At 60.4% G+C, this 18,793-nt stretch carries 20 protein-coding genes and 1 pseudogene; 6 read left to right on the top strand and 15 right to left on the bottom strand.

Translation table 11 applies throughout. The annotated features are described in order from the left end of the window. Positions 1-71 precede the first annotated feature (71 nt). Both EDF70_RS09060 and EDF70_RS09055 read left to right on the top strand, forming a co-directional pair. Positions 72-1,049: a flagellin gene (locus EDF70_RS09060; RefSeq protein ID WP_132273022.1), complete on the top strand. Its 978-nt coding sequence runs from the start codon at positions 72-74 to the stop codon at positions 1,047-1,049. A gap of 115 nt (positions 1,050-1,164) precedes the next feature. Continuing rightward, complete coding sequence (locus EDF70_RS09055; protein WP_132273021.1) at positions 1,165-2,391, top strand: MFS transporter; 1,227 nt, start codon at positions 1,165-1,167, stop codon at positions 2,389-2,391. On the opposite strand, the gene recO is transcribed toward EDF70_RS09055, so the two are convergent. Beyond that, positions 2,379-3,140 (bottom strand): DNA repair protein RecO, encoded by a 762-nt coding sequence (gene recO, locus EDF70_RS09050; RefSeq protein ID WP_132273020.1) that lies wholly within the window; start codon positions 3,138-3,140, stop codon positions 2,379-2,381. The two genes, EDF70_RS09055 and recO, sit on opposite strands and share 13 nt — an antisense overlap. Positions 3,141-3,335: 195 nt before the next feature. Between recO and EDF70_RS09045 the strand changes: the two genes are divergently transcribed. Further along, positions 3,336-3,722 carry a hypothetical protein gene (locus EDF70_RS09045; protein ID WP_132273019.1) on the top strand — a complete coding sequence of 129 codons (387 nt, stop codon included), beginning with the start codon at positions 3,336-3,338 and terminating at the stop codon, positions 3,720-3,722. A 144-nt stretch (positions 3,723-3,866) separates the two neighbouring features. On the opposite strand, the gene era is transcribed toward EDF70_RS09045, so the two are convergent. The 8 genes from era to rpoZ form a co-directional block, all read right to left on the bottom strand. Beyond that, a complete protein-coding gene (gene era, locus EDF70_RS09040) occupies positions 3,867-4,865 on the bottom strand; it encodes a GTPase Era (RefSeq protein WP_245519103.1) in 999 nt (332 codons plus the stop codon). A 6-nt stretch (positions 4,866-4,871) separates the two neighbouring features. Further along, on the bottom strand, positions 4,872-5,591 hold the full coding sequence (rnc, locus tag EDF70_RS09035; RefSeq protein ID WP_132273697.1) for a ribonuclease III: 720 nt from the start codon (positions 5,589-5,591) through the stop codon (positions 4,872-4,874). Continuing rightward, positions 5,588-6,337, bottom strand: coding sequence for a signal peptidase I (lepB, locus tag EDF70_RS09030; RefSeq protein WP_132273018.1), 750 nt, complete (start codon positions 6,335-6,337; stop codon positions 5,588-5,590). The genes rnc and lepB overlap by 4 nt, the downstream gene beginning before the upstream one ends. 98 nt (positions 6,338-6,435) lie before the next feature. Then, the gene (gene acpS, locus EDF70_RS09025) at positions 6,436-6,840 is read right to left on the bottom strand and encodes a holo-ACP synthase (RefSeq protein ID WP_132273017.1); all 405 of its coding nucleotides are present in this window, start codon (positions 6,838-6,840) and stop codon (positions 6,436-6,438) included. A gap of 16 nt (positions 6,841-6,856) precedes the next feature. After that, on the bottom strand, positions 6,857-7,438 hold the full coding sequence (locus tag EDF70_RS09020) for a DUF2062 domain-containing protein (RefSeq protein WP_132273016.1): 582 nt from the start codon (positions 7,436-7,438) through the stop codon (positions 6,857-6,859). A 72-nt stretch (positions 7,439-7,510) separates the two neighbouring features. Beyond that, positions 7,511-7,663, bottom strand: a complete 153-nt coding sequence (locus EDF70_RS09015; RefSeq protein WP_132273015.1) for a DUF3563 family protein — start codon at positions 7,661-7,663, stop codon at positions 7,511-7,513. A 183-nt stretch (positions 7,664-7,846) separates the two neighbouring features. Then, on the bottom strand, positions 7,847-10,087 hold the full coding sequence (locus EDF70_RS09010; protein WP_132273014.1) for a bifunctional (p)ppGpp synthetase/guanosine-3',5'-bis(diphosphate) 3'-pyrophosphohydrolase: 2,241 nt from the start codon (positions 10,085-10,087) through the stop codon (positions 7,847-7,849). 150 nt (positions 10,088-10,237) lie between these two features. Then, positions 10,238-10,636 carry a DNA-directed RNA polymerase subunit omega gene (gene rpoZ, locus EDF70_RS09005; RefSeq protein ID WP_132273013.1) on the bottom strand — a complete coding sequence of 133 codons (399 nt, stop codon included), beginning with the start codon at positions 10,634-10,636 and terminating at the stop codon, positions 10,238-10,240. Positions 10,637-10,922: 286 nt separating this feature from the next. On the opposite strand from rpoZ, the gene EDF70_RS09000 reads away from it, so the two are divergent. Continuing rightward, a complete protein-coding gene (locus EDF70_RS09000; RefSeq protein WP_132273012.1) occupies positions 10,923-11,498 on the top strand; it encodes an NYN domain-containing protein in 576 nt (191 codons plus the stop codon). A 47-nt stretch (positions 11,499-11,545) separates the two neighbouring features. On the opposite strand, the pseudogene EDF70_RS30310 reads toward EDF70_RS09000, so the two are convergent. Then, positions 11,546-11,728: pseudogene (locus EDF70_RS30310) on the bottom strand (hypothetical protein). 119 nt (positions 11,729-11,847) lie between these two features. On the opposite strand from EDF70_RS30310, the gene EDF70_RS08995 reads away from it, so the two are divergent. Continuing rightward, on the top strand, positions 11,848-12,909 hold the full coding sequence (locus EDF70_RS08995; protein ID WP_132273011.1) for a trifunctional transcriptional activator/DNA repair protein Ada/methylated-DNA--[protein]-cysteine S-methyltransferase: 1,062 nt from the start codon (positions 11,848-11,850) through the stop codon (positions 12,907-12,909). A 35-nt stretch (positions 12,910-12,944) separates the two neighbouring features. On the opposite strand, the gene EDF70_RS08990 is transcribed toward EDF70_RS08995, so the two are convergent. The 4 genes from EDF70_RS08990 to dapA all read right to left on the bottom strand — a co-directional run bounded on the left by EDF70_RS08990 (position 12,945) and on the right by dapA (position 14,879). Further along, positions 12,945-13,244: a VOC family protein gene (locus EDF70_RS08990; RefSeq protein WP_165931973.1), complete on the bottom strand. Its 300-nt coding sequence runs from the start codon at positions 13,242-13,244 to the stop codon at positions 12,945-12,947. Further along, positions 13,217-13,354: a hypothetical protein gene (locus tag EDF70_RS30305; protein ID WP_165931972.1), complete on the bottom strand. Its 138-nt coding sequence runs from the start codon at positions 13,352-13,354 to the stop codon at positions 13,217-13,219. The genes EDF70_RS08990 and EDF70_RS30305 overlap by 28 nt, the downstream gene beginning before the upstream one ends. 22 nt (positions 13,355-13,376) lie before the next feature. After that, positions 13,377-13,853 carry an SsrA-binding protein SmpB gene (smpB, locus tag EDF70_RS08985; protein ID WP_132273010.1) on the bottom strand — a complete coding sequence of 159 codons (477 nt, stop codon included), beginning with the start codon at positions 13,851-13,853 and terminating at the stop codon, positions 13,377-13,379. 141 nt (positions 13,854-13,994) lie between these two features. After that, positions 13,995-14,879, bottom strand: coding sequence for a 4-hydroxy-tetrahydrodipicolinate synthase (gene dapA, locus EDF70_RS08980; protein ID WP_132273009.1), 885 nt, complete (start codon positions 14,877-14,879; stop codon positions 13,995-13,997). Between the two features lie 395 nt (positions 14,880-15,274). Here dapA and EDF70_RS08975 point away from each other — a divergent pair, with 395 nt between their 5' ends. Beyond that, the gene (locus EDF70_RS08975) at positions 15,275-17,320 is read left to right on the top strand and encodes a lytic transglycosylase domain-containing protein (protein ID WP_245519143.1); all 2,046 of its coding nucleotides are present in this window, start codon (positions 15,275-15,277) and stop codon (positions 17,318-17,320) included. 241 nt (positions 17,321-17,561) lie between these two features. On the opposite strand, the gene EDF70_RS08970 is transcribed toward EDF70_RS08975, so the two are convergent. Then, on the bottom strand, positions 17,562-18,638 hold the full coding sequence (locus EDF70_RS08970) for a porin (protein WP_132273007.1): 1,077 nt from the start codon (positions 18,636-18,638) through the stop codon (positions 17,562-17,564). Positions 18,639-18,793: the final 155 nt, after the last annotated feature.

Genomic DNA, 18,793 nt, shown 5'->3' with positions numbered 1-18,793 from the left:
TTGCCGGTAACCATGTTCGGTTCCGCAGATATGCCTTTCGGCGTGATTATCGGTTTCGTGTAGAGCGTAGTATGTACAGTATAATCACCAATTCGGCCGCGATGTCGGCCCTCGGCACTCTGCGTTCGATCAGTCAGGATCTGGACCAGACACAGGGCCGTGTGACCACCGGTTACCGTGTAGGAAGCGCATCGGACGATGCCGCCTATTGGTCGATCGCCCGAACGATGAAATCCGATGACAAGGCGTTGTCAGCCGTTCAGGATGCGCTGAACCTTGGCGCCGCCACCATCGATATCGCCTATACGGGGTTGAATTCATCCATCGAAGTGGTGGACGAGATCAAGGCCAAGCTTGTCGCCGCCACTGAGCCGGGCGTGGACAAGGAAAAGGTCAACAAGGAAATCACCCAGCTGAAGGATCAGCTGGAGGCGATTGCCAAGTCGTCTACCTTCAATGACGTCAACTGGCTGAATATCAGTGACAACACGGATTCCAGCGTGCAGGTGGTCGGCTCGTTTACACGCGACACCGACCGCAGCGTCTCCATGCAGACGATCGATTTCGATATCTATGGCAATGCCGGCACAGGCAACATGTTGGGTCTGATCGATGACCGGACGTCATCGACCGGCGGTGAAGCGGGCATTCTGACCAGCACCTGGTTCGCCGAAACGGCCAGCGCCGGCAGCAACTGGGTGCTGCATGTCAACGACAGCAACTCCGCCACGGCCGTGGAGATCGAGCTTTCAGACTCGACCACCAATGACGACCTCGACGAGATGATCTCGACCGTCGACAAGATGCTGCTGCAACTGACCAATGCAGGGGCGGATTACGGTGCCCTCAAAATGCGGGTTGATCTGCAGACCGACTTCGTCGGCGCGCTCCGCGACTGGACGACGACGGGCGTCAGCAAGCTCATCGATGCCGATATGGACGAGGAAGCGACCCGCCTGAAGGCTTTGCAGGCGCGCGAGCAACTGACGACGCAGGCGCTGTCTATCGCCAACTCGACACCCAGCGCATTGCTGCAATTATTCCAGTAACATCGAAAACCGTAGCAACGCATCATCAATTGTGGTGATGCGTTGCGTCAGCAAAACTCGCTTTTGCAAAGTCGCAGGCAGCGCTATTGTCACCTCCTTATCCGGAGGACCTGTCATGGCGCCTGTTGCCCGCCCGCACCTGCCCTATCTCATCATCGCAGCCGGCTCGCTGATCGCCGTGCTGACTTTTGGCCCGCGTTCGGCCATGGGCTTTTTCCAGTTGCCCATGCTGACCGATACCGGCTGGGACCGGACGACCTTCGGCCTTGCCATGGCGCTGCAGAACCTGTGCTGGGGCCTCAGCCAACCGTTCTTCGGTGCTGCCGCCGACAAATACGGCACCGGCCGCGTCCTCATTCTCTCTGGCCTGCTTTACGCGCTCGGCCTTCTGGTCATGTCGCATGCCGCCTCCCCTGCCTGGCTGCATATCGGCGGCGGTGTGCTGGTGGGTCTGGCGGTCGGCGCCGGCTCGTTCGGCACCATCCTGTCGGCCTTTGCCCGCAACGTCACGCCGCAGCAACGCTCGATGGCGTTCGGCATCGGCACGGCGGCGGGTTCTGCCGGCATGTTCCTGTTTGCACCGCTCAGCCAGGCGCTGATCACCAATTACGGCTGGTCGGACAGTCTGGTGATCATGGGCGCGATGATGCTGCTGGTGCCGCTGCTCGCCTATCCCCTGCGCGGCAATTCCACATCCGGCAGCCAGTCGCAGGTGCATTTCAAGCAGAGCGCCGGCGAGGCACTGCGCGAAGCCTTTGGCCACAGAAGCTACCTGCTTCTCACCAGCGGCTTTTTCGTCTGCGGTTTTCAGGTGGCCTTCATCACCGCACACTTTCCGGCCTATCTCGGCGATATCGGCATCGATGCGAAATATGCGGTCATCGCCATGGCGCTGATCGGCTTTTTCAACGTCATCGGCTCGCTGGCAGCAGGCGTTATCGGCCAGCGTTATTCAAAACCCTACTTCCTCGCATATATCTATATCGGCCGCTCGATCGCCGTGACGGCGTTTCTGCTTCTGCCGCAGTCACCGACCTCGGTGATCATCTTTGCGATCGTCATGGGGCTTCTGTGGCTCTCTACCGTGCCGCCGACCAATGGTCTCGTCGCCATCATGTTCGGCACCCGCCATCTCGGCATGCTGGGCGGCATCGTGTTCCTGTCGCACCAAGTCGGCTCGTTCCTGGGCGTATGGATGGGCGGCGCGCTTTATGACCGCTTCGGCTCCTATGACGTCGTCTGGTGGCTGGGTGTGGTGATGGGCCTCGCTGCCGCCGTCGTGCATTGGCCGATCCGCGAAAAGCCGGTGGATCGCCCGACCGCGGCCGCTCAGCCGGCCTGACGCTCGGCGTCTTCCCGCGCTTTTACGATCGCCTTCAACGCCGCCTGCACGAAACCGTCGCGGGCGGCGTTTTCCGTCAAGCCGCGCGGTTCATAGACATGGCGGTGGAGAAAGAAGCCGGTCATGCGAAAGGCTGCGGCCATGCTGTCGCGGTCGGCGGATTTTTCCGTTCCCTGCGCCAGAAAGGCGGGCAGAGCCAGCATGCGGTCGGCATAGGGCGCGCCGGCTTCGCGGCTGACTGCCTTGCCGCTTTTCGGCGATACATAGACGAGCTCGTCACGGCGGCCGGTGGCTGCGCATTCGGAAAGGTCGAGCCCATAACCGAGGTCGTTCAGCACCGCCAGTTCGAACCGCACGAAAAGCTCGCCGGCATCGACCGGATCATCCATGTGTTCGAGAATGACGTCGAGCGCCTCGTAAAGATGCGGATGCGGATCGCGCTCGGGCAGCAGCCGCAACAGCGCGCCCATGGCCTGCACGCCGTAGACGGCGGTTGCCGTCTCCATCAATCGCGCGGCGCGCAGGCGCACCGGCTCCAGCTTGAATTCACCCAGATGTTCATCCAGCCGCGCCCGCCAGACCGCCTCGACACGGTTTCCCGGCTGCAGCACCGGCTGCATGCTGCGCGAGCGTCCACCCCGTACCATGCCGAGATGGCGGCCGCGATCGCGTGTCATCACCTCGACGAGAACGCTGCTCTCGCCGTGTCGCCTGACACCCAGAATGATCGCTTCGCCTTGCCACTGCATGAATTTTTTGTCTCGGTCCTTGCGACGCCGATTCCAGTTTAGGCGATAACCGCCTCGAATTGAATCGTTTTCGGGTGGGCGGTGTGGCGCTGCTGCCGCGCTGAAAATGTTGCGACGGTCTGACGGAACCAATTGCCATGCTGGAGTGTTCCAGCGGAAACAGAAGTCCCAAACAGAATTTCCAGGGGAGATTACATGAAATACGCTCTCGCCGCCGCAATCATGCTGGTTCCGTCGGTCATGCTGGCATCATCGCCAGCGGTGGCGCAATCCAAGGAATTGGAAAACGCCTGCGTCAATGTCGCCAAGAATTTTCTGATGACGCCGGTTCTGGCCACCGGCACGGTACAGTCTTTTCCTGAACTCGATCCGCCGGGTGCGCGCCTGACCTATTCGACGCGCGACAACCCCAAGCCGAACGATTTTACCACGACGATCGACTGCCAGTTCGACAAGGCCACCGCACCGTTCGGCCTGACCAAGTTCTGCATCTCCACGACCTGCTATTCGGCGGACGAACAGGACCCGGACAATCGCCGGCGTTATCTGGAAATCAAGGCGCTGATGGACCGGAAGAAGTAAAGGCGGAGGCGCGCTACACATACCTGCGTCATCCTCGGGCTTGTCCCGAGGATCTGCTGAGCTTCATTATCTGCGTGGTTAGATCCTCGGGTCAAGCCCCAGGATGACGACCGTGGGAGCAGTCATCTGCCGGTCCGTCGCTTCTCACCCTCTCGGGAACTCAAGCCCCATTTCGCGAAAACGTTCCGGGTCATCGCCCCAGTTCTCGCGCACTTTCACAAACAGAAAGAGATGCACGGTTTGCTCGAGGATTTCCGACAGTTCCTTGCGGGATGCGCTGGAAATCGACTTGATGGCCTCACCGTTCTTGCCGAGCGCGATCTTCTTCTGGCTGTCGCGCTCCACATAGATGACCTGTTCGATACGCACCGAACCGTCCTTCTTCTCTTCCCACTTTTCCGTCTCGACGTGAGAGGCGTAAGGCAGTTCCTGATGCAGGCGCAGGAAGAGTTTTTCGCGGGTGATTTCGGCCGCGAGCTGGCGCATCGGCAGGTCGGAAATCTGGTCCTCCGGGTAATACCAAGGACCTTCCGGCAGGCGCTTGGCCAGGAAGTTCATAAGATGATTACAGCCCGAACCGCCGGTGGCGGACACCATGAAGGTCTGCTCGAAATCGACGACCTCGTTGGCCTTGGCGGCCAGCGCCAGAAGGTCTTCGTGGCGCACGCGGTCGATCTTGTTGAGCACCAGGATCTTTGGCTGCTTCACGTCCTTGAGGCCTTCAAGGATCGTTTCGGCGTCGCCGCGGATGCCGCGCTCGCTGTCGATCAGGAGAAGGATCAGGTCGGCATCCTTGGCGCCGCCCCAGGCGGACGTCACCATGGCGCGGTCGAGACGGCGGCGCGGCTTGAAGATGCCGGGCGTGTCCATGAACACGATCTGGGCATTGTCGTGAATGGCGATGCCGCGCACGATGGCGCGCGTCGTCTGCACCTTGTGGCTGACAATCGATACCTTTGCGCCGACGAGGCGGTTCAGAAGCGTCGATTTGCCGGCATTGGTGGCGCCGATCAGCGCCACGAAGCCTGAATGGGTCGGGCCGGCAGGCACGGCTTCGGCCTGCGCTTCATCACCCTGCACTTCGCTGGCATGCGCGTCATCGGCCGGCTCGTGGCCGGTGGTGTTGTCTTCGTGTTCGGTCATCGGTCCTCAGCCTTCGGCAGGGTTCTTCTGCCAGACGCCTTCGCGTTCGAGCATTTTCGTGGCTGCCACCTGTTCGGCAGCGCGTTTGGAACGGTCTACGCCTGTTTCGGGCGCAACGCCATTCACTTCGACAGTCACGGTAAAGCGCGGGTCGTGATCCGGCCCGGAACGGTCGTCGATACGGTAGGCGGGCGTCAGCGCAAATTTCGCATGCGCCCATTCCTGCAATTCGGTCTTGGCGTCACGGCGGGCAGCATCGGCGCGGGTGGCGCGCTCGCCCCAGTGACGTTCGATAAAGCTGCGTGCCGCTTCCAGCCCGCCATCGAGATAAAGCGCTGCGATCAGGCTCTCGACCACGTCGGCGCGCACGTTCAGCATGCGCTTGCCGGTCAGCTTCTTCACATCGGCGCCGGTGCGCACGAAACGGTGCAGATCGAGTTCGTCGGCAACGGCGGCGCAGCTGTCGGCACTGACCAGCTGGTTCAGGCGCACCGAAAGCTCACCCTCGGTGGCGTTCTTGAAGGTGCGGAACAGCAGTTCGGCAACACACAGGCCAAGCACGCGGTCGCCGAGAAACTCCAGGCGCTCGTAATTGGCATTCTTGGCGGTGCCGGTGCTGGCATGCGTCAGCGCCCGGTCTACCCACTGTTTTTCGACAAAGACATGGCCAACGATGCTTTCCAGCTTCGCGCGCTCATCTCCCGAAAGCGTCGTCGCCTTCATCAGTTGACGACCTTGAACAGACGGTCCCAACGCATGTTGGCCGGCCATTTCCAGAATTCGCGGAACGACGTGTCGTTGCCGAGCGAGAAGAAGATCACGCTGGCGCGGCCGACAAGGTTTTCAGCCGGCACGTAACCGACGTCGAAACGGCTGTCGAGCGAGTTGTCACGGTTGTCGCCCATGAAGAAATAATGGCCTTCCGGCACCACGAATTCGCGGGTGTTGTCGCCACGCGAAACCGGCGACTGGTCAAGCGTGTCGAACGAGACGCCATTGTCGAAGGTTTCGCGGAAGACCGGCACGTCGGAACCGGGATCCAGACGGTAATCGGAGGTGAACGTGCCGTCCTGCACTTTTGGCACCGGCTGGCCGTTCAGCAGAAGCACGCCATTCGTCACCTGAACACGATCACCCGGCAGGCCGACGAGGCGCTTGATGTAATCGATCTCGGGCTGCTGCGGCAGGCGGAAAACGATGACGTCGCCACGCTTCGGCTCATTGAACTCAAGAATACGGCCATCGAACAGGTCGGGCGAGAACGGCAGCGAATATTTCGAATAACCGTAAGCGAACTTGTTGACGAAGATATAGTCGCCGACCAGCAGCGTCGGCATCATCGAGCCCGACGGGATGGTAAAAGGCTGGAACAGGACGGTCCGTATAACCATGGCAAGCAACAGGGCCTGGATGATGACCTTGATGTTTTCCCAAAGAGCATTCTGCGGCTTTGCTTCGGCGGTGTTCGACACTGAGGACGTCTTTCTTCTATGACTTTCCGGCGCGCCCGTTAGGCGTAGCCGCTTTCTCTAAACCCTTCGCCAATCGGCGGCAATGGCTCAAATCGGCTTCAATCGGCTGCGGGCAAGGCCTCGATGATCACGAAAGCCTGTGCGTAGGGATATTCGTCGGTGATGGTGATGTGGATGACGGGCTTGTGACCGGCAGGCAACATGGCCGCCAGTCGTTCGCCCGCACCATTGGTCAGCTTCATGGTGGGCTTGCCGCCGGGCAGGTTGATGACGCCCATATCGCGCCAGAACACACCATGCGCAATGCCGGTGCCAAGCGCCTTGGAGCAGGCTTCCTTGGCGGCAAAACGCTTGGCATAGGACGCGGCGCGGTTCTTGCGGCCGTCCGACTTCGCACGCTCGACTTCGGTAAAGACCCGATGGGTGAAACGCTCGCCAAAACGCTCGATGGATTTTTCCACGCGCCTGATGTCGATAAGGTCACTGCCCATGCCGATGATCATGTTTTGTCGTCTCCTGTCAGGTGCCTGCCTTGGCCATGGCATGCAATTTCGCCGCCATGCGCTCGCGCCTGCGGGCGCGAAACCTTCTCACACCCATATAGGTCGCGACGTAAACGACAAGCCCGCAGAAAAGTGCGGGCGGAAGACAACCGATCAGCATGGGTTTCAGCACCGGCTGCCAAAGCTCGGCAAAATGCAGCGTGCGCACAAGCTGGGCCAGATCGAGTTGGCTGCCCGCCACCTGCCCTGTCGCGGCATCAGGGTGGCCGAGCATGAAATGCCCGATCTCCCAGCTGGCCGACCAGATGAGCGGAAATGTGAGGGGATTGGCAACAAGCGTGCCGAGAGCAGCGGCGACGAGGCTGCCGCGCAGAAGGAAGGCGAGCGCGATGGCGAGCGGAATGTGAAAACCGAGAAACGGCGTCCAGCCGATCATCACACCGGCAGCGATACCTGCCGCAACCGCATAGGGCGAAGCGCTGATGCGTGCGGCGCGCAATCCGTAATAACGGACATTTCTGGTCACTCCCTTGCGGGGCCAGGCGGCGTTGCGGATCTTTTCAGCCCATCCGGCAGGGCTTCGGCGACGAAAGGGCATATATCAGCATCTAGAACGATCACTGACAAAAGCCAAGAGCGGCGCAGTGACGCGCCGCCACGATCGTATCAATCAGAGGCCCTTGCGGAACATGCCGCGGTCGACCTGACGCATGCGATACTCAAGTTCGATCGCATCGTTGGATTCATTGAGGTATGCCATTTCACGCTCCTGTACCGACGGGGCGCGAAGGGCGCGGGCAAACTGGCGAAGTGGCTTGAACATCTCTTTAGTCCCTTGGTTTGGATGTCCATTAGATATTGCAATTCAATCGATTTGACCAACGCTACGGCGCTGCGGCAGCCATGCGTTTAATGCATAACGGCTTAATGCGACGTTTTGACGTGCGCACGAAATAGGCAAAAAGCATGCAGTTTGATGCGGGCGGCGACACCGCCCGCCGAAACTCTAATCGTAGATGCGTCGAACGCTCGAAACGACGTCGAGATCCTTCACCTGCGTCAGCAACTGGTTCAGCTGACGCACATCCCACACCTCGACTTCCATCTCGATCTCGGAAAAATCGGCAGCGCGACTGCTGCCCATTTTCAGGGTGCGGATATTGATATCGAGATTGGCCACCGCCTGCGCGACGGTTGCCAGCGTTCCCGGCTCGTTGATCGTGTTGAAGAACACACGCGCAAGGAAACGCGACTTGTTGGCCTCGTCGATATCCCAGCGCACATCGATCCAGCTTTCCGGCTGGTCGTCGAAACGCTGCAGGGCAGACGCCTGGATCGGGTAGATGGTGATCCCCTTGCCCTTTTCCATGATGCCGACGATGCGGTCACCCGGCACGGCACCCGCGGGCGCGAACTGGACAGGCAGATTGCCGGAAAGGCCGCGGATCGGCAGCGGATCGGGACCGGAGCCATCCTGCACGCTGGCAGCAGCCGATTGTTCCGGGGTATGCGGCATGCCGGGCAGCTTGAACATCATGCCCTGGGCGCTTTGCATGTTGAACCAGCCCTGATCGGCGGATGGTTTGACCGTTGTGCGCTCGTCCTTGTAATCGGGGAAAACGGCGCGCACGACATCGAGCGACGACAGTTCGCCGCGACCGACGGCGGCAATGGCATCCTCGACATCCTTGTGACCAAGGCGGAACAGTGCGGGTTTCAGGCCATCCTTGGAAAAGGTTTTTCCGGCGCGCTCGAATGTGCGCTCCAGAATGCGATGACCGAGACCGGAATATTGCTTGCGGATGGCCATGCGGGTGGCGCGGCGGATGGCGGCGCGCGCCTTGCCGGTGACGACGATCTCTTCCCATGCGGCCGGCGGCACCTGCACGCCCGAACGGATGACTTCCACCTCGTCACCGTTCGACAGGCGGGTGACGAGCGGCATGATGCGACCGTTGATCTTGGCGCCGACCGTGGTGTCGCCGATATCGGTGTGGACGGCATAGGCAAAGTCGATCGGGGTTGCGCCGCGCGGCAGCGCGATCAGCTTGCCCTTGGGCGTGAAGCAGAACACCTGATCCTGAAACAGTTCGAGCTTGGTGTGCTCGAGGAATTCTTCCGGGTTGTCGCCTTCGGCCAGTTGCTCGATGGTGCGGCGCAGCCAGGAATAGGCGTTAGACTCCTTGGAGAGCAGTTCGCCTTCGCTGCTGACGCCATCCTTGTAGAGCGCATGTGCCGCGATACCGAATTCGGCGATCTCGTGCATACGCCTTGTGCGGATCTGCAGCTCGATGCGCTGGCGCGACGGGCCGACGATGGTGGTGTGCAGCGAACGGTAGTCGTTCTGCTTCGGCGTCGAGATATAATCCTTGAAGCGGCCAGGCACGACGCGCCAGCGCGTATGGACGATGCCGAGCGCACGATAACAATCAGGCAGTTCGGACACGAAGACGCGAAAACCGTAGACGTCGGAAAGCTGTTCGAAGGACAGCGACTTCGACTGCATCTTGCGGAAGACGGAATACGGCTTCTTCTGCCGGCCCTTGACGGTTGCGTCCTTCAGCCCCTGAGCGACCAGAAGCTCACGCAACTCGTCCTCGATCTTGGTGACGATGCCCTCGTTGCGGCCGGAAAGCTCCGCCAGCCGCTTGGTGACAGTCTCATAGGCCTCCGGATTGATATGGCGGAAGGACAGGTCCTCCAGCTCCTCGCGCATGTCCTGCATGCCCATGCGGCCGGCGAGCGGCGCATAGATATCCATCGTCTCTTCGGAGATGCGGGCGCGCTTGTCGGCTGCCATATGGTCGAGCGTGCGCATGTTGTGCAGGCGGTCGGCCAGCTTGACCAGCAGAACGCGGACGTCATCGGAAATGGCGAGCAGAAGTTTTCGCAGGTTTTCTGCCTGCTTGGCCTTCTTGGTAACGAGATCGAGCCGTTTGAGCTTGGTCAGACCTTCTACGAGCCGGCCGATATCCTCGCCAAACAGTTCGTCGATCTCGGCGCGGGTCGCCGTGGTGTCCTCGATCGTGTCGTGCAGGAGGGCAACCGCGATGGTCGACTCATCGAGATGCATGTCGGTGAGGATGGCGGCAACTTCCAGCGGATGCGAGATATAGGGGTCGCCGCTGGCGCGCTTCTGCAGGCCATGCTTCTGCATGGCATAAACATAGGCCTTGTTGAGAAGAGCTTCGTTCGCATCGGGCTTGTATCTCTGGACCCGCTCGACGAGCTCGTATTGCCGCATCATCCTGAAACTGGCCCTCGATATGCCCCAAGAGAACTGAAGGGGGGAAACGAAAAATGGCGCGCCGATCTAAAGACCGACGCAGCCATCACAGAGAAGATATTCAGATTGGGGCAAGAGGATGAACACATCTTGCCCCTGATCCGGTCAATCTTAGTAATCGTCGCTCTTTTCCGGCGGCACGAGGCCTTCGATGCCGGCAAGCAGCTCTTCTTCCGACATCTGGTCGAAGTTGACGGTTTCCGGTGCGTCTTCTTCCTCGGCGCCATCGGCGGAAGCGCTGGCGGCGATGAAGCTGGCCGGATCGGGCTCGGGCTCGTCCACTTCCACATGCTTCTGCAGCGAGTGGATCAGGTCTTCCTTCAGGTCGTCCGGCGACAGTGTTTCGTCGGCGATTTCGCGCAGAGCCACGACCGGGTTCTTGTCGTTGTCGCGATCGATGGTGATCGACGCGCCCTGCGAGATCTGACGGGCACGGTGGCTGGCGAGCAGGACGAGCTCGAAGCGGTTGTCAACTTTGTCGATGCAATCTTCTACGGTGACGCGGGCCATTGCCTGTCCTTCTTGCTTAGGTCTTTCAGGGATTGACACGCCCGATACAGGCATTGCCGGCAAAATTCAAGTTTTTGTTGACAGCGGTGGTACGCGGCGAGGCCGCAACTCACGACAATTATCTTAGGACCATAAAAGGTGCTTGGATTCAGGGGTTCGCTATCATAAATGACTTTTATATCAAAATAACGTAATGTAACGGTTATTCTTGGCGATCCAGCTACAAAATGCGTAGCGAGACGCCTTGGCCGGCAGGCCTACGTATTTTTAAGGGAGTGGAGGATTAATGTTCGACCCTAGGGAGAAGATTGCGCTTTTTATAGATGGCGCAAATCTTTACGCGGCTTCCAAAAGCCTCGGCTTCGATATTGACTATCGCAAGCTGCTGAAGGCTTTTCAGAAGCGCGGCTATCTCCTGCGCGCCTATTATTACACAGCTCTGATAGAAGATCAGGAATACTCGTCCATCCGCCCGTTGATCGATTGGCTCGACTATAACGGTTACAAGGTCATCACCAAACCGGCCAAGGAATTCACGGATTCCATGGGCCGCCGCAAGGTGAAGGGCAATATGGACATAGAGCTGGCAATCGACGCCATGGAGCAATCGGAAACCGTGGACCATCTTGTCCTGTTTTCCGGAGACGGCGATTTCACGACGCTGGTGGAGGCTCTTCAACGCAAGGGCCGCAAGGTTTCCGTCGTTTCGACGATGGCAACCCAGCCACCGATGATCGCCGACGACCTGCGCCGCCAGGCCGACCACTTCATCGACCTCTCGACGCTGCGCGCCGAAGTCGGACGCGACCCGTCCGAACGGCTACAGCGCCCGGTCGAACCGGTGGAAACTGCCGAACTTTGATGAGTTGGGCATGAACAATAAAATAGGCGCCCGTTTTTCGGCGGCGCCTATTTTCGTTTCGGGGTAGAGCGGCTCATTGCTAAATGGAACCAGTTCTGCCGGAGCAGGTTTTCGTCGGGGCAGTGGCGATTGGCGAAGTGCATACCCGAAGGTACGTGCGAGCCGATCGCCGCTGATCCCGGCGCAAAGATGCCCGGCCCTTACGGGTTGGCTGAAACGGGCCGGCTGATCGCATGGCCGGCTTGGACGTATGCTTTGGCTACGACGCGCGCCAGCCATGCGACCATCCGACTCCGTTTGAGCCAACAGAACCGGTTCCATTTAGCAATGAGCCGCTCTGGAAAACATCATGCTTTTCGAACGCCCCACCGATGACATTCTCTACGACGCGCTGATTTCCCGCGATGCAGCCTATGAAGGTTTTGCCTGGGCAGCGGTGAAAACGACCGGCGTCTTCTGCCGGCTCACCTGCCCTGCCCGCAAGCCAAAACGCGAGAACACCACATTTTACGGCACGATCGCCGAATGTATGGAGGCAGGCTTTCGACCCTGCAGCCGTTGCCGGCCGCTGATGAAATTCGGCGAAACCGATCCCGTCGTCACAAAACTGGTGGAAGCCCTCGACGCCGATCCGTACCGGCGCTGGAGCGAGGATGACGTCATTGCCGCCGGCTTCGATCCGTCCACCGCGCGGCGTGCCTTCAAGCGCCAGTTCGGGTTGAGTTTTCTCGAGATGGCGCGGCTGCGGCGGATGGGCAAAGCAGCAGATGTGCTGAACGAAGGCGCAAGCGTGATCGACGCCCAGCTCGATGCCGGGTTCGAATCCGGCAGCGGTTTTCGCAGTGCCGTCACAAAATTGTTCGGGGACGCACCGGCCAGGTTACGGGGCAAAAACCTGTTGCGCGCCGACTGGATCGAAACACCGATCGGCCCGATGATCGCCATTGCCGACAGCCACGCGCTGCATATTCTGGAATTTGCCGAACGCAAGGCATTGCCGACTGAGGTCCGCCGCCTGCAGGCCGCGACCGGCAGTGGTATCGCCATGGGCCGGCATCCACCGATCGACGAGATGGAGGCGGAACTGGGCGCCTATTTCGCTGGCGAGAACAGAGGTTTTGCCACGCGCATCGCAGACCACGGCACATCCTTTCAACGCCAGGTCTGGGATGCCCTGCGCAAAATTCCAGCCGGAGAAATCCGCTCCTACGGCGCGCTGGCGACAGACATGAACCTGCCCTCCTCCACCCGCGCGGTTGCCGGTGCCAACGGCGCCAACCAGATTGCCATCGTCATTCCCTGCCACCGGGTGATCGCCGCCGACGGCAGCCTGACCGGGTATGGCGGAGGCCTATGGCGCAAGCGCTGGCTGCTGGAGCATGAAAGGCGGATGGCGACGGCGGGTGAATGATTGGCGAAGGGAGGTTCGGTCAGCATGCCAGCCTCTCAGATCTCGGCGTAGATCTCCAAGACATTGCCATCTGGATCGCGGAAGAAGATGGTCCGATGCCCAAAAGCGTCGTCTGTCAGAGGAGATATCAAGCTGATGCCTTTGGCTTCGAGCTGCGCGGCACAAGAGGCCACTATGTCGGGCGGTACGCGAAAGGCTAGTTGCAGCGAAAGCGCTCCGGCTGCCGGCGGCGGATCATCGAAGCGCCGTCCGTATTTCGTCAGCGCAAGTGCGGTCGATCCGATCCGGCATTCGAACCATCGCTCACTCAGGGTCCGCGTGACCGGGAATTCCATGATCTTTTCGTAAAAATGCGCATGGCGTCGAGATCACGGGCAAAGATCACCGTGTAATCGATCTGGCCGATATGGCCGAGTGCGGAAAGGGGAGCCTCTTGATCAGGCATGCCTGCACTCCCCTTTTGAACCTCACCCCGTCTTCAGCAGCCGCGACTTCTGCCGGTTCCAGTCGCGTTCCTTCTCGGTCTCGCGCTTGTCGTGCAGCTTCTTGCCCTTGGCGAGCGCCAGTTCCAGCTTGGCCCGGCCCTTCTCGTTGAAATAGATCTTGAGCGGCACCAGCGTCATGCCTTCGCGGTTGATGCCGACGCGCATGCGACCGATCTCGCGCTTCGACAGCAGCAGCTTGCGGCGGCGGCGCGGCTCGTGGTTGAAGCGGTTGGCCTGCAGATATTCCGGCAGATGGCTGTTGATCAGCCAGATCTCGTTACCCTCGTCCGAGGCATAGGATTCGGCGATATTGGCCTTGCCCTCGCGCAGAGACTTGACCTCGGTGCCGGTCAGCACGATGCCTGCCTCGTATGTGTCGAGGATCTCGTAGTTGAAGCGGGCCTTGCGGTTTTCCGCGACTATCTTGTTGACCGTACGCTGGCTGCCTCTGGGGGCCATGGGACTTCTTCCGTCTCGCCATCTGAAACAATATTCCCCGGCCATGGCGAGGACCGGGGTTCTGTTGTCTTATCTAGTGTCTGGCGGCCCAAAAGTGAAGCGCCGCCGAGACGGCGCCTGTAACGACGTCATTAACGGGCGTCAGTTCAGCAGGCCGGCGTGGCGCAAAGCCGCATCGATCGCCGCTTCCGTTGCCGGCTCCAGCGTCGACATCAGGGGCGAGCGTACCGTACGGTTCATGCCGCGCGTGCGGTGCAGGCCATACTTGGCGCCGCACAGGCCCGGCTCCAGGAAGATTGCCTTGTGCAGCGGCATCAGGCGATCCTGATAGTCGAGCGCCTTGGCATAATCGCCGGCAGCGGTTGCCGCCTGGAATTCGGCGCACAGACGCGGTGCGACGTTTGCCGTCACCGAAATGCAGCCGACGCCACCATGGGCGTTGAAACCGAGTGCCGTCGCATCCTCACCCGAAAGCTGCACGAAATCCGTGCCGCACGTGATGCGCTGCTCCGAGACGCGCTCGATCTTGCCGGTCGCATCCTTGACGCCAACGATGTTCTTGTGCGCCTTCACCAGCGCGCCCATGGTTTCCGGGCTCATGTCGATGACTGAACGCGGCGGGATGTTGTAGATGATGATCGGCAGCTTCGTCGCCTCGGCAATCGCCGAAAAATGCGCAAACAGGCCCTTTTGGGTGGGCTTATTGTAATAGGGCGTGACCACGAGAACGGCATCCGCACCAGCCTTTTCGGCATGCACGGCAAGCTCGATCGATTCACGCGTATTGTTGGAACCGGCACCGGCGATGACCGGCACACGTCCTGCCGCAGCTTCGATACAGAGCTCGACGACACGGTTGTGTTCGGCATGCGACAGTGTCGGCGATTCGCCCGTGGTGCCGACCGGAACGAGACCGGAGCTGCCTTCCGTGATCTGCCACTCCACATGGTCCGCAAAGGCCTGCTCGTCGACCGCGCCCTCCGTCGTGAACGGGGTAACAAGCGCGGGCATCGATCCCTTGAACATGCAAAAACTCTCCTCGTCGGCCCCAGAATCCTTGACGATCCACGCTTCAGCCGCAATCCATTTTTATAGGTAAAATCCTATTCGGCGGGCACCATAGATCGCTGTCGATCCGCCGACAAGCGCAGCCATGACGCTTTCGTGACGCAAGTCCGGGAGAAAAGCGGGCATTTGCTGAAATGCGGTAAGGAATCGTTAATCGGCGTGATTGCTAATCAATGTTATATGGTCGCATTCGAGAGTAAATCGACCAGAGCGGAAAGAGGATTGCCAAGGCCGCCGGACACGCTGTCCCACAGGCTTTCAGGCATTGACGTCGTGGACGGTGAATGAAGAAGAACGTTCTGATCCTGGCAGGCCTTGGCCTCGGATTGACCGCCGGCCTTTTCGACCTGCGCATGGGCATGGCCGCGCCCTTGCCGGAGGGCACCGTTCCGCTACCCGTCGTCCGGCCGCTCCCCTTCGTCAAGCCGAATGCGCCGGTTCCGGCCGCCATGCCTTCGCCCGACATTACCGGCTCCATCCCCTCGCCTTCACTGCCGCAGCGCGGTGATCGCCTCGGCGTCGTCAGCCAGCTGAAAACCGGGCTGGATGCGCTTTCCGCCCGCGATGCCGGCACGGCGATCGCCACCCGCAACACGCTGCCGGCCGGATCACTCGACCGCCAGATTCTGACATGGGCGATCGCAACCTCCGGCCTCAACGGTGTGCCGTCATCCGAGATCGCCTCGGCGCAGCGCGAATTGCGTGGCTGGCCGGGTCTCACCCGCCTGCGCGCCAATTCGGAACGTGCGCTTTACCGCGAAAACCCGCCTGCAGCTTCCGTCATAGCAGCCTTCGGAAACAGCGCTGCCGAAACGCCGGAAGGCGCAATGATTCTCGCCCGCGCCCTCGTGGCCTCTGGTGATACCGGACGCGCCGCCACTGCGCTGCGTAAAATCTGGACCGGCGAAGCGCTCGACAAGGGCATGGAAGACCGAATTATCAAGGAGTTTTCGGGCCTCCTGACCACTGCGGACCACAAGGCCCGCATGGATTACCTGATGTATCGCAACCGCACGGCGCAGGCCGAACGGTTCGGCGATCTCGGCAAGGCGCAATCGCTCTACAAGGCATGGGCCGCGGTGGCCGGCAAAGCCACCAATGCTCCGCAACTGCTGCAGGCGGCATCGGCAAACTGGAGCAAGGACCCGGCCTATCTGTTCGCGACGATCGAACATCTGCGCCAGCAGGACAAATATCGCGAAGCCGCCACCCTGCTCGACAAGGCGCCGCGCGACGCAACTCGCCTCATCAATGGCGGCGAGTGGTGGAACGAGCGCCGCATCATTGCCCGCGGCCTTGCCGACAAGGGCGATTATGCCGAGGCCTACCGCGTCTCCGCGCATCACACGGCGACCGCCGCCACCGATATCGTCGATGCGGAATTCCATGCCGGCTGGTATGCGCTGCGGGCGCTCAACAACCCGGCAGTGGCGGAAAAACATTTTCGCGCCATCCTCACCGCCTCGACTCGGCCGCTTTCCGCCTCGCGCGCGCTCTACTGGCTCGGTCGCGCTGCCGAAGCCGGTGGGCCTGGAAAACCTGCCGATTTCTATCGTCAGGCCGCGCAATATTCCGGCACGTTTTATGGTCAGCTGGCGGCAGCCAAACTCGGCACGAAAGTGCTGAACGTTTCCTATCCCTCGCCATCCGAAACCGATCGCCGCAATTTCGAAAACCGCGAAGTGGTGCGCGCCATAGACCGGCTGGATGCCGCCGGCCATGATTCGCGCGCCAATGCGCTGTACCGCGCGCTTGCCGACGAAATCACCAGCCCCGGCGAACTGGCGATCCTGACGGCCCGCGCCGAGCGCAATGGCGACCACGCGCTATCGCTGCAGATTGGCAAATCCGCTTTTGCGCGCGGCATCGAGGTGGCGGCTCTCGCCTACCCGACCGGCGTGATCCCTTCGTCGGCAAATATCGCCGGCTCCGGCAAAGCGCTCGCCTATGCCATCGCGCGCCAGGAAAGCGCCTTCAACCCGGCTGCGATTTCGCCCGCCGATGCGCGCGGCCTGCTGCAGATCCTGCCCGGCACGGCAAAAGGCGTCGCCGGCCGCCACGGCATCACCTATACGGCCGCCAAGCTGACGACCGACGCCGGCTACAATGCCACGCTCGGTGCGCATTATCTCGGCGAACAGATCGACAGTTTTGGCGGCTCCTACATCCTCACCTTCATCGCCTACAATGCCGGCCCGCGCCGTGTGCCGGACTGGATCACCCGCTACGGCGACCCTCGCGGCAAATCGCTGGACGAGGTGGTGGACTGGATCGAGCGTATCCCCTTCCCCGAAACCCGCAATTACGTGCAGCGGGTGATGGAGAATTATCAGGTCTACAAGACAAGACTTGGCCAGACGGCGGATATCGAAGACGATCTGCGGTTCGGGCGGCGGTAAGCGGATTTCGCGGCGGATGGCAAAATCGGCGACGCCGATCGCCTTGGCGCGGCACGAACATGAAAACCTGACCGGCAAACAATGCGAGCCGACAATAGGCCACAGGTTTGCCGAAAATGACCGCCTCCTCGACATTGCTTCAGACCTGCAAGCCCGGTGCACTGATTGCCGCGCTGGAAGCCAGACACGAAAAAGCCCGCGGAGATGATCCGCGGGCTCACTTGTCTCTTGCGAGATCAGATTAGAACGAACGCTGCAGACGTACGAAGCCGTCCCAACGATCGCCGCCACCGACGCCACCGAAGTCAACGTCAACGTCGGTATAGTTGACGGTTGCCTTGGCAGTCAGGTTGGTGGTGATCGTGTAGTCAGCCGTTACGCCAACGCGCCACGCAGAACCACCTTCGTAGTCGCTGCCGATCGGCAGGATGTTATCCCAGTACTGCGCACCGGGGGTGATCTTCAGCTTGTCGGATACAGCAATCGCGTATTCTGCACCGATGCTCCACTCGGAGAAGTCCCAGTAACGGGAAGGACCGAAGGAGTATACGCCGAAGACGCCAAGCGTGCCCGGGCCGATTTCAGCAGCCAGCGTCGAAGCGATGACGCCGTCTTCGTTGTCGAACTCGTAAGCGCCGAACAGATCGATGGCAACGCCACCGAACTTGCCAGCGATCATGGCGTTGATGCCGATTTCTTCATCGTTTACGTCGGTCTTCCAGCCGTCCTGCGAGTCGAAAAAGTCACCCTGGATGTAGGCCTGGAAGGCGCCGCCATCGAATGTGTAGCGGATGGAGTTGTTCAGCGTGTCGCCGCCAATGTAGTTGGCACCAGCGATCGGGCCGCCGTCGGAGAGGACAGTTTCGCCCGGAAGGCCGTTATCGAAGTAGTTATAGAAATAACCGACCTGAAGACCGCCGAGGGTGATGATGGCTTCATCGACGAAGAAGTCCTGGCTGCCGCCGTTGGTGTCGGCTTCCATGCTGATCGACGAACCAAGCGTACCGAGTTCAGTGTCGGACTTTGCGCTGATGGTCAGATAACCACGGGTGTTGGTGATGTAACCACCATCCTGAACGCGGCCAACGCCATCGATGTCGAAGTCGCTACGACCACCAATCTGAGTACGAACGTAACCACCGATCTTGAGGCAGGTTTCGGTACCCGGGATATAGAAGTATCCGGTGCCGAACGCGTCGCAGACGCGAACGTATTCCATGGGTTCCGGTTCGGCAGCGACGATAGCGTCAGCCGCCTGGGCGCCGGAAACGGCTGCGAGGGCAGCTGCGGAGCCGAGAAGAAGGCTTTTGATGTTCATAGGTCATTCCCCGTTTGGCGATTCATTCTTACCGGGACAACGTACATGTGCATATTTTGCTTTCAAGCAAATCAAACAGCAGAGAACACCTTCGCCACATAGTTGCGCGCGTTGAGTCACTTTTATGTCACAACTTATTGCAGCATACACACGAC

The sequence above is a fragment of the Neorhizobium sp. JUb45 genome, assembly GCF_004343585.1.
Taxonomy (GTDB): domain Bacteria; phylum Pseudomonadota; class Alphaproteobacteria; order Rhizobiales; family Rhizobiaceae; genus Neorhizobium.
Note: the sequence above shows the minus strand (reverse complement) of the source record. Positions and strands in the feature narration are given on the sequence as shown.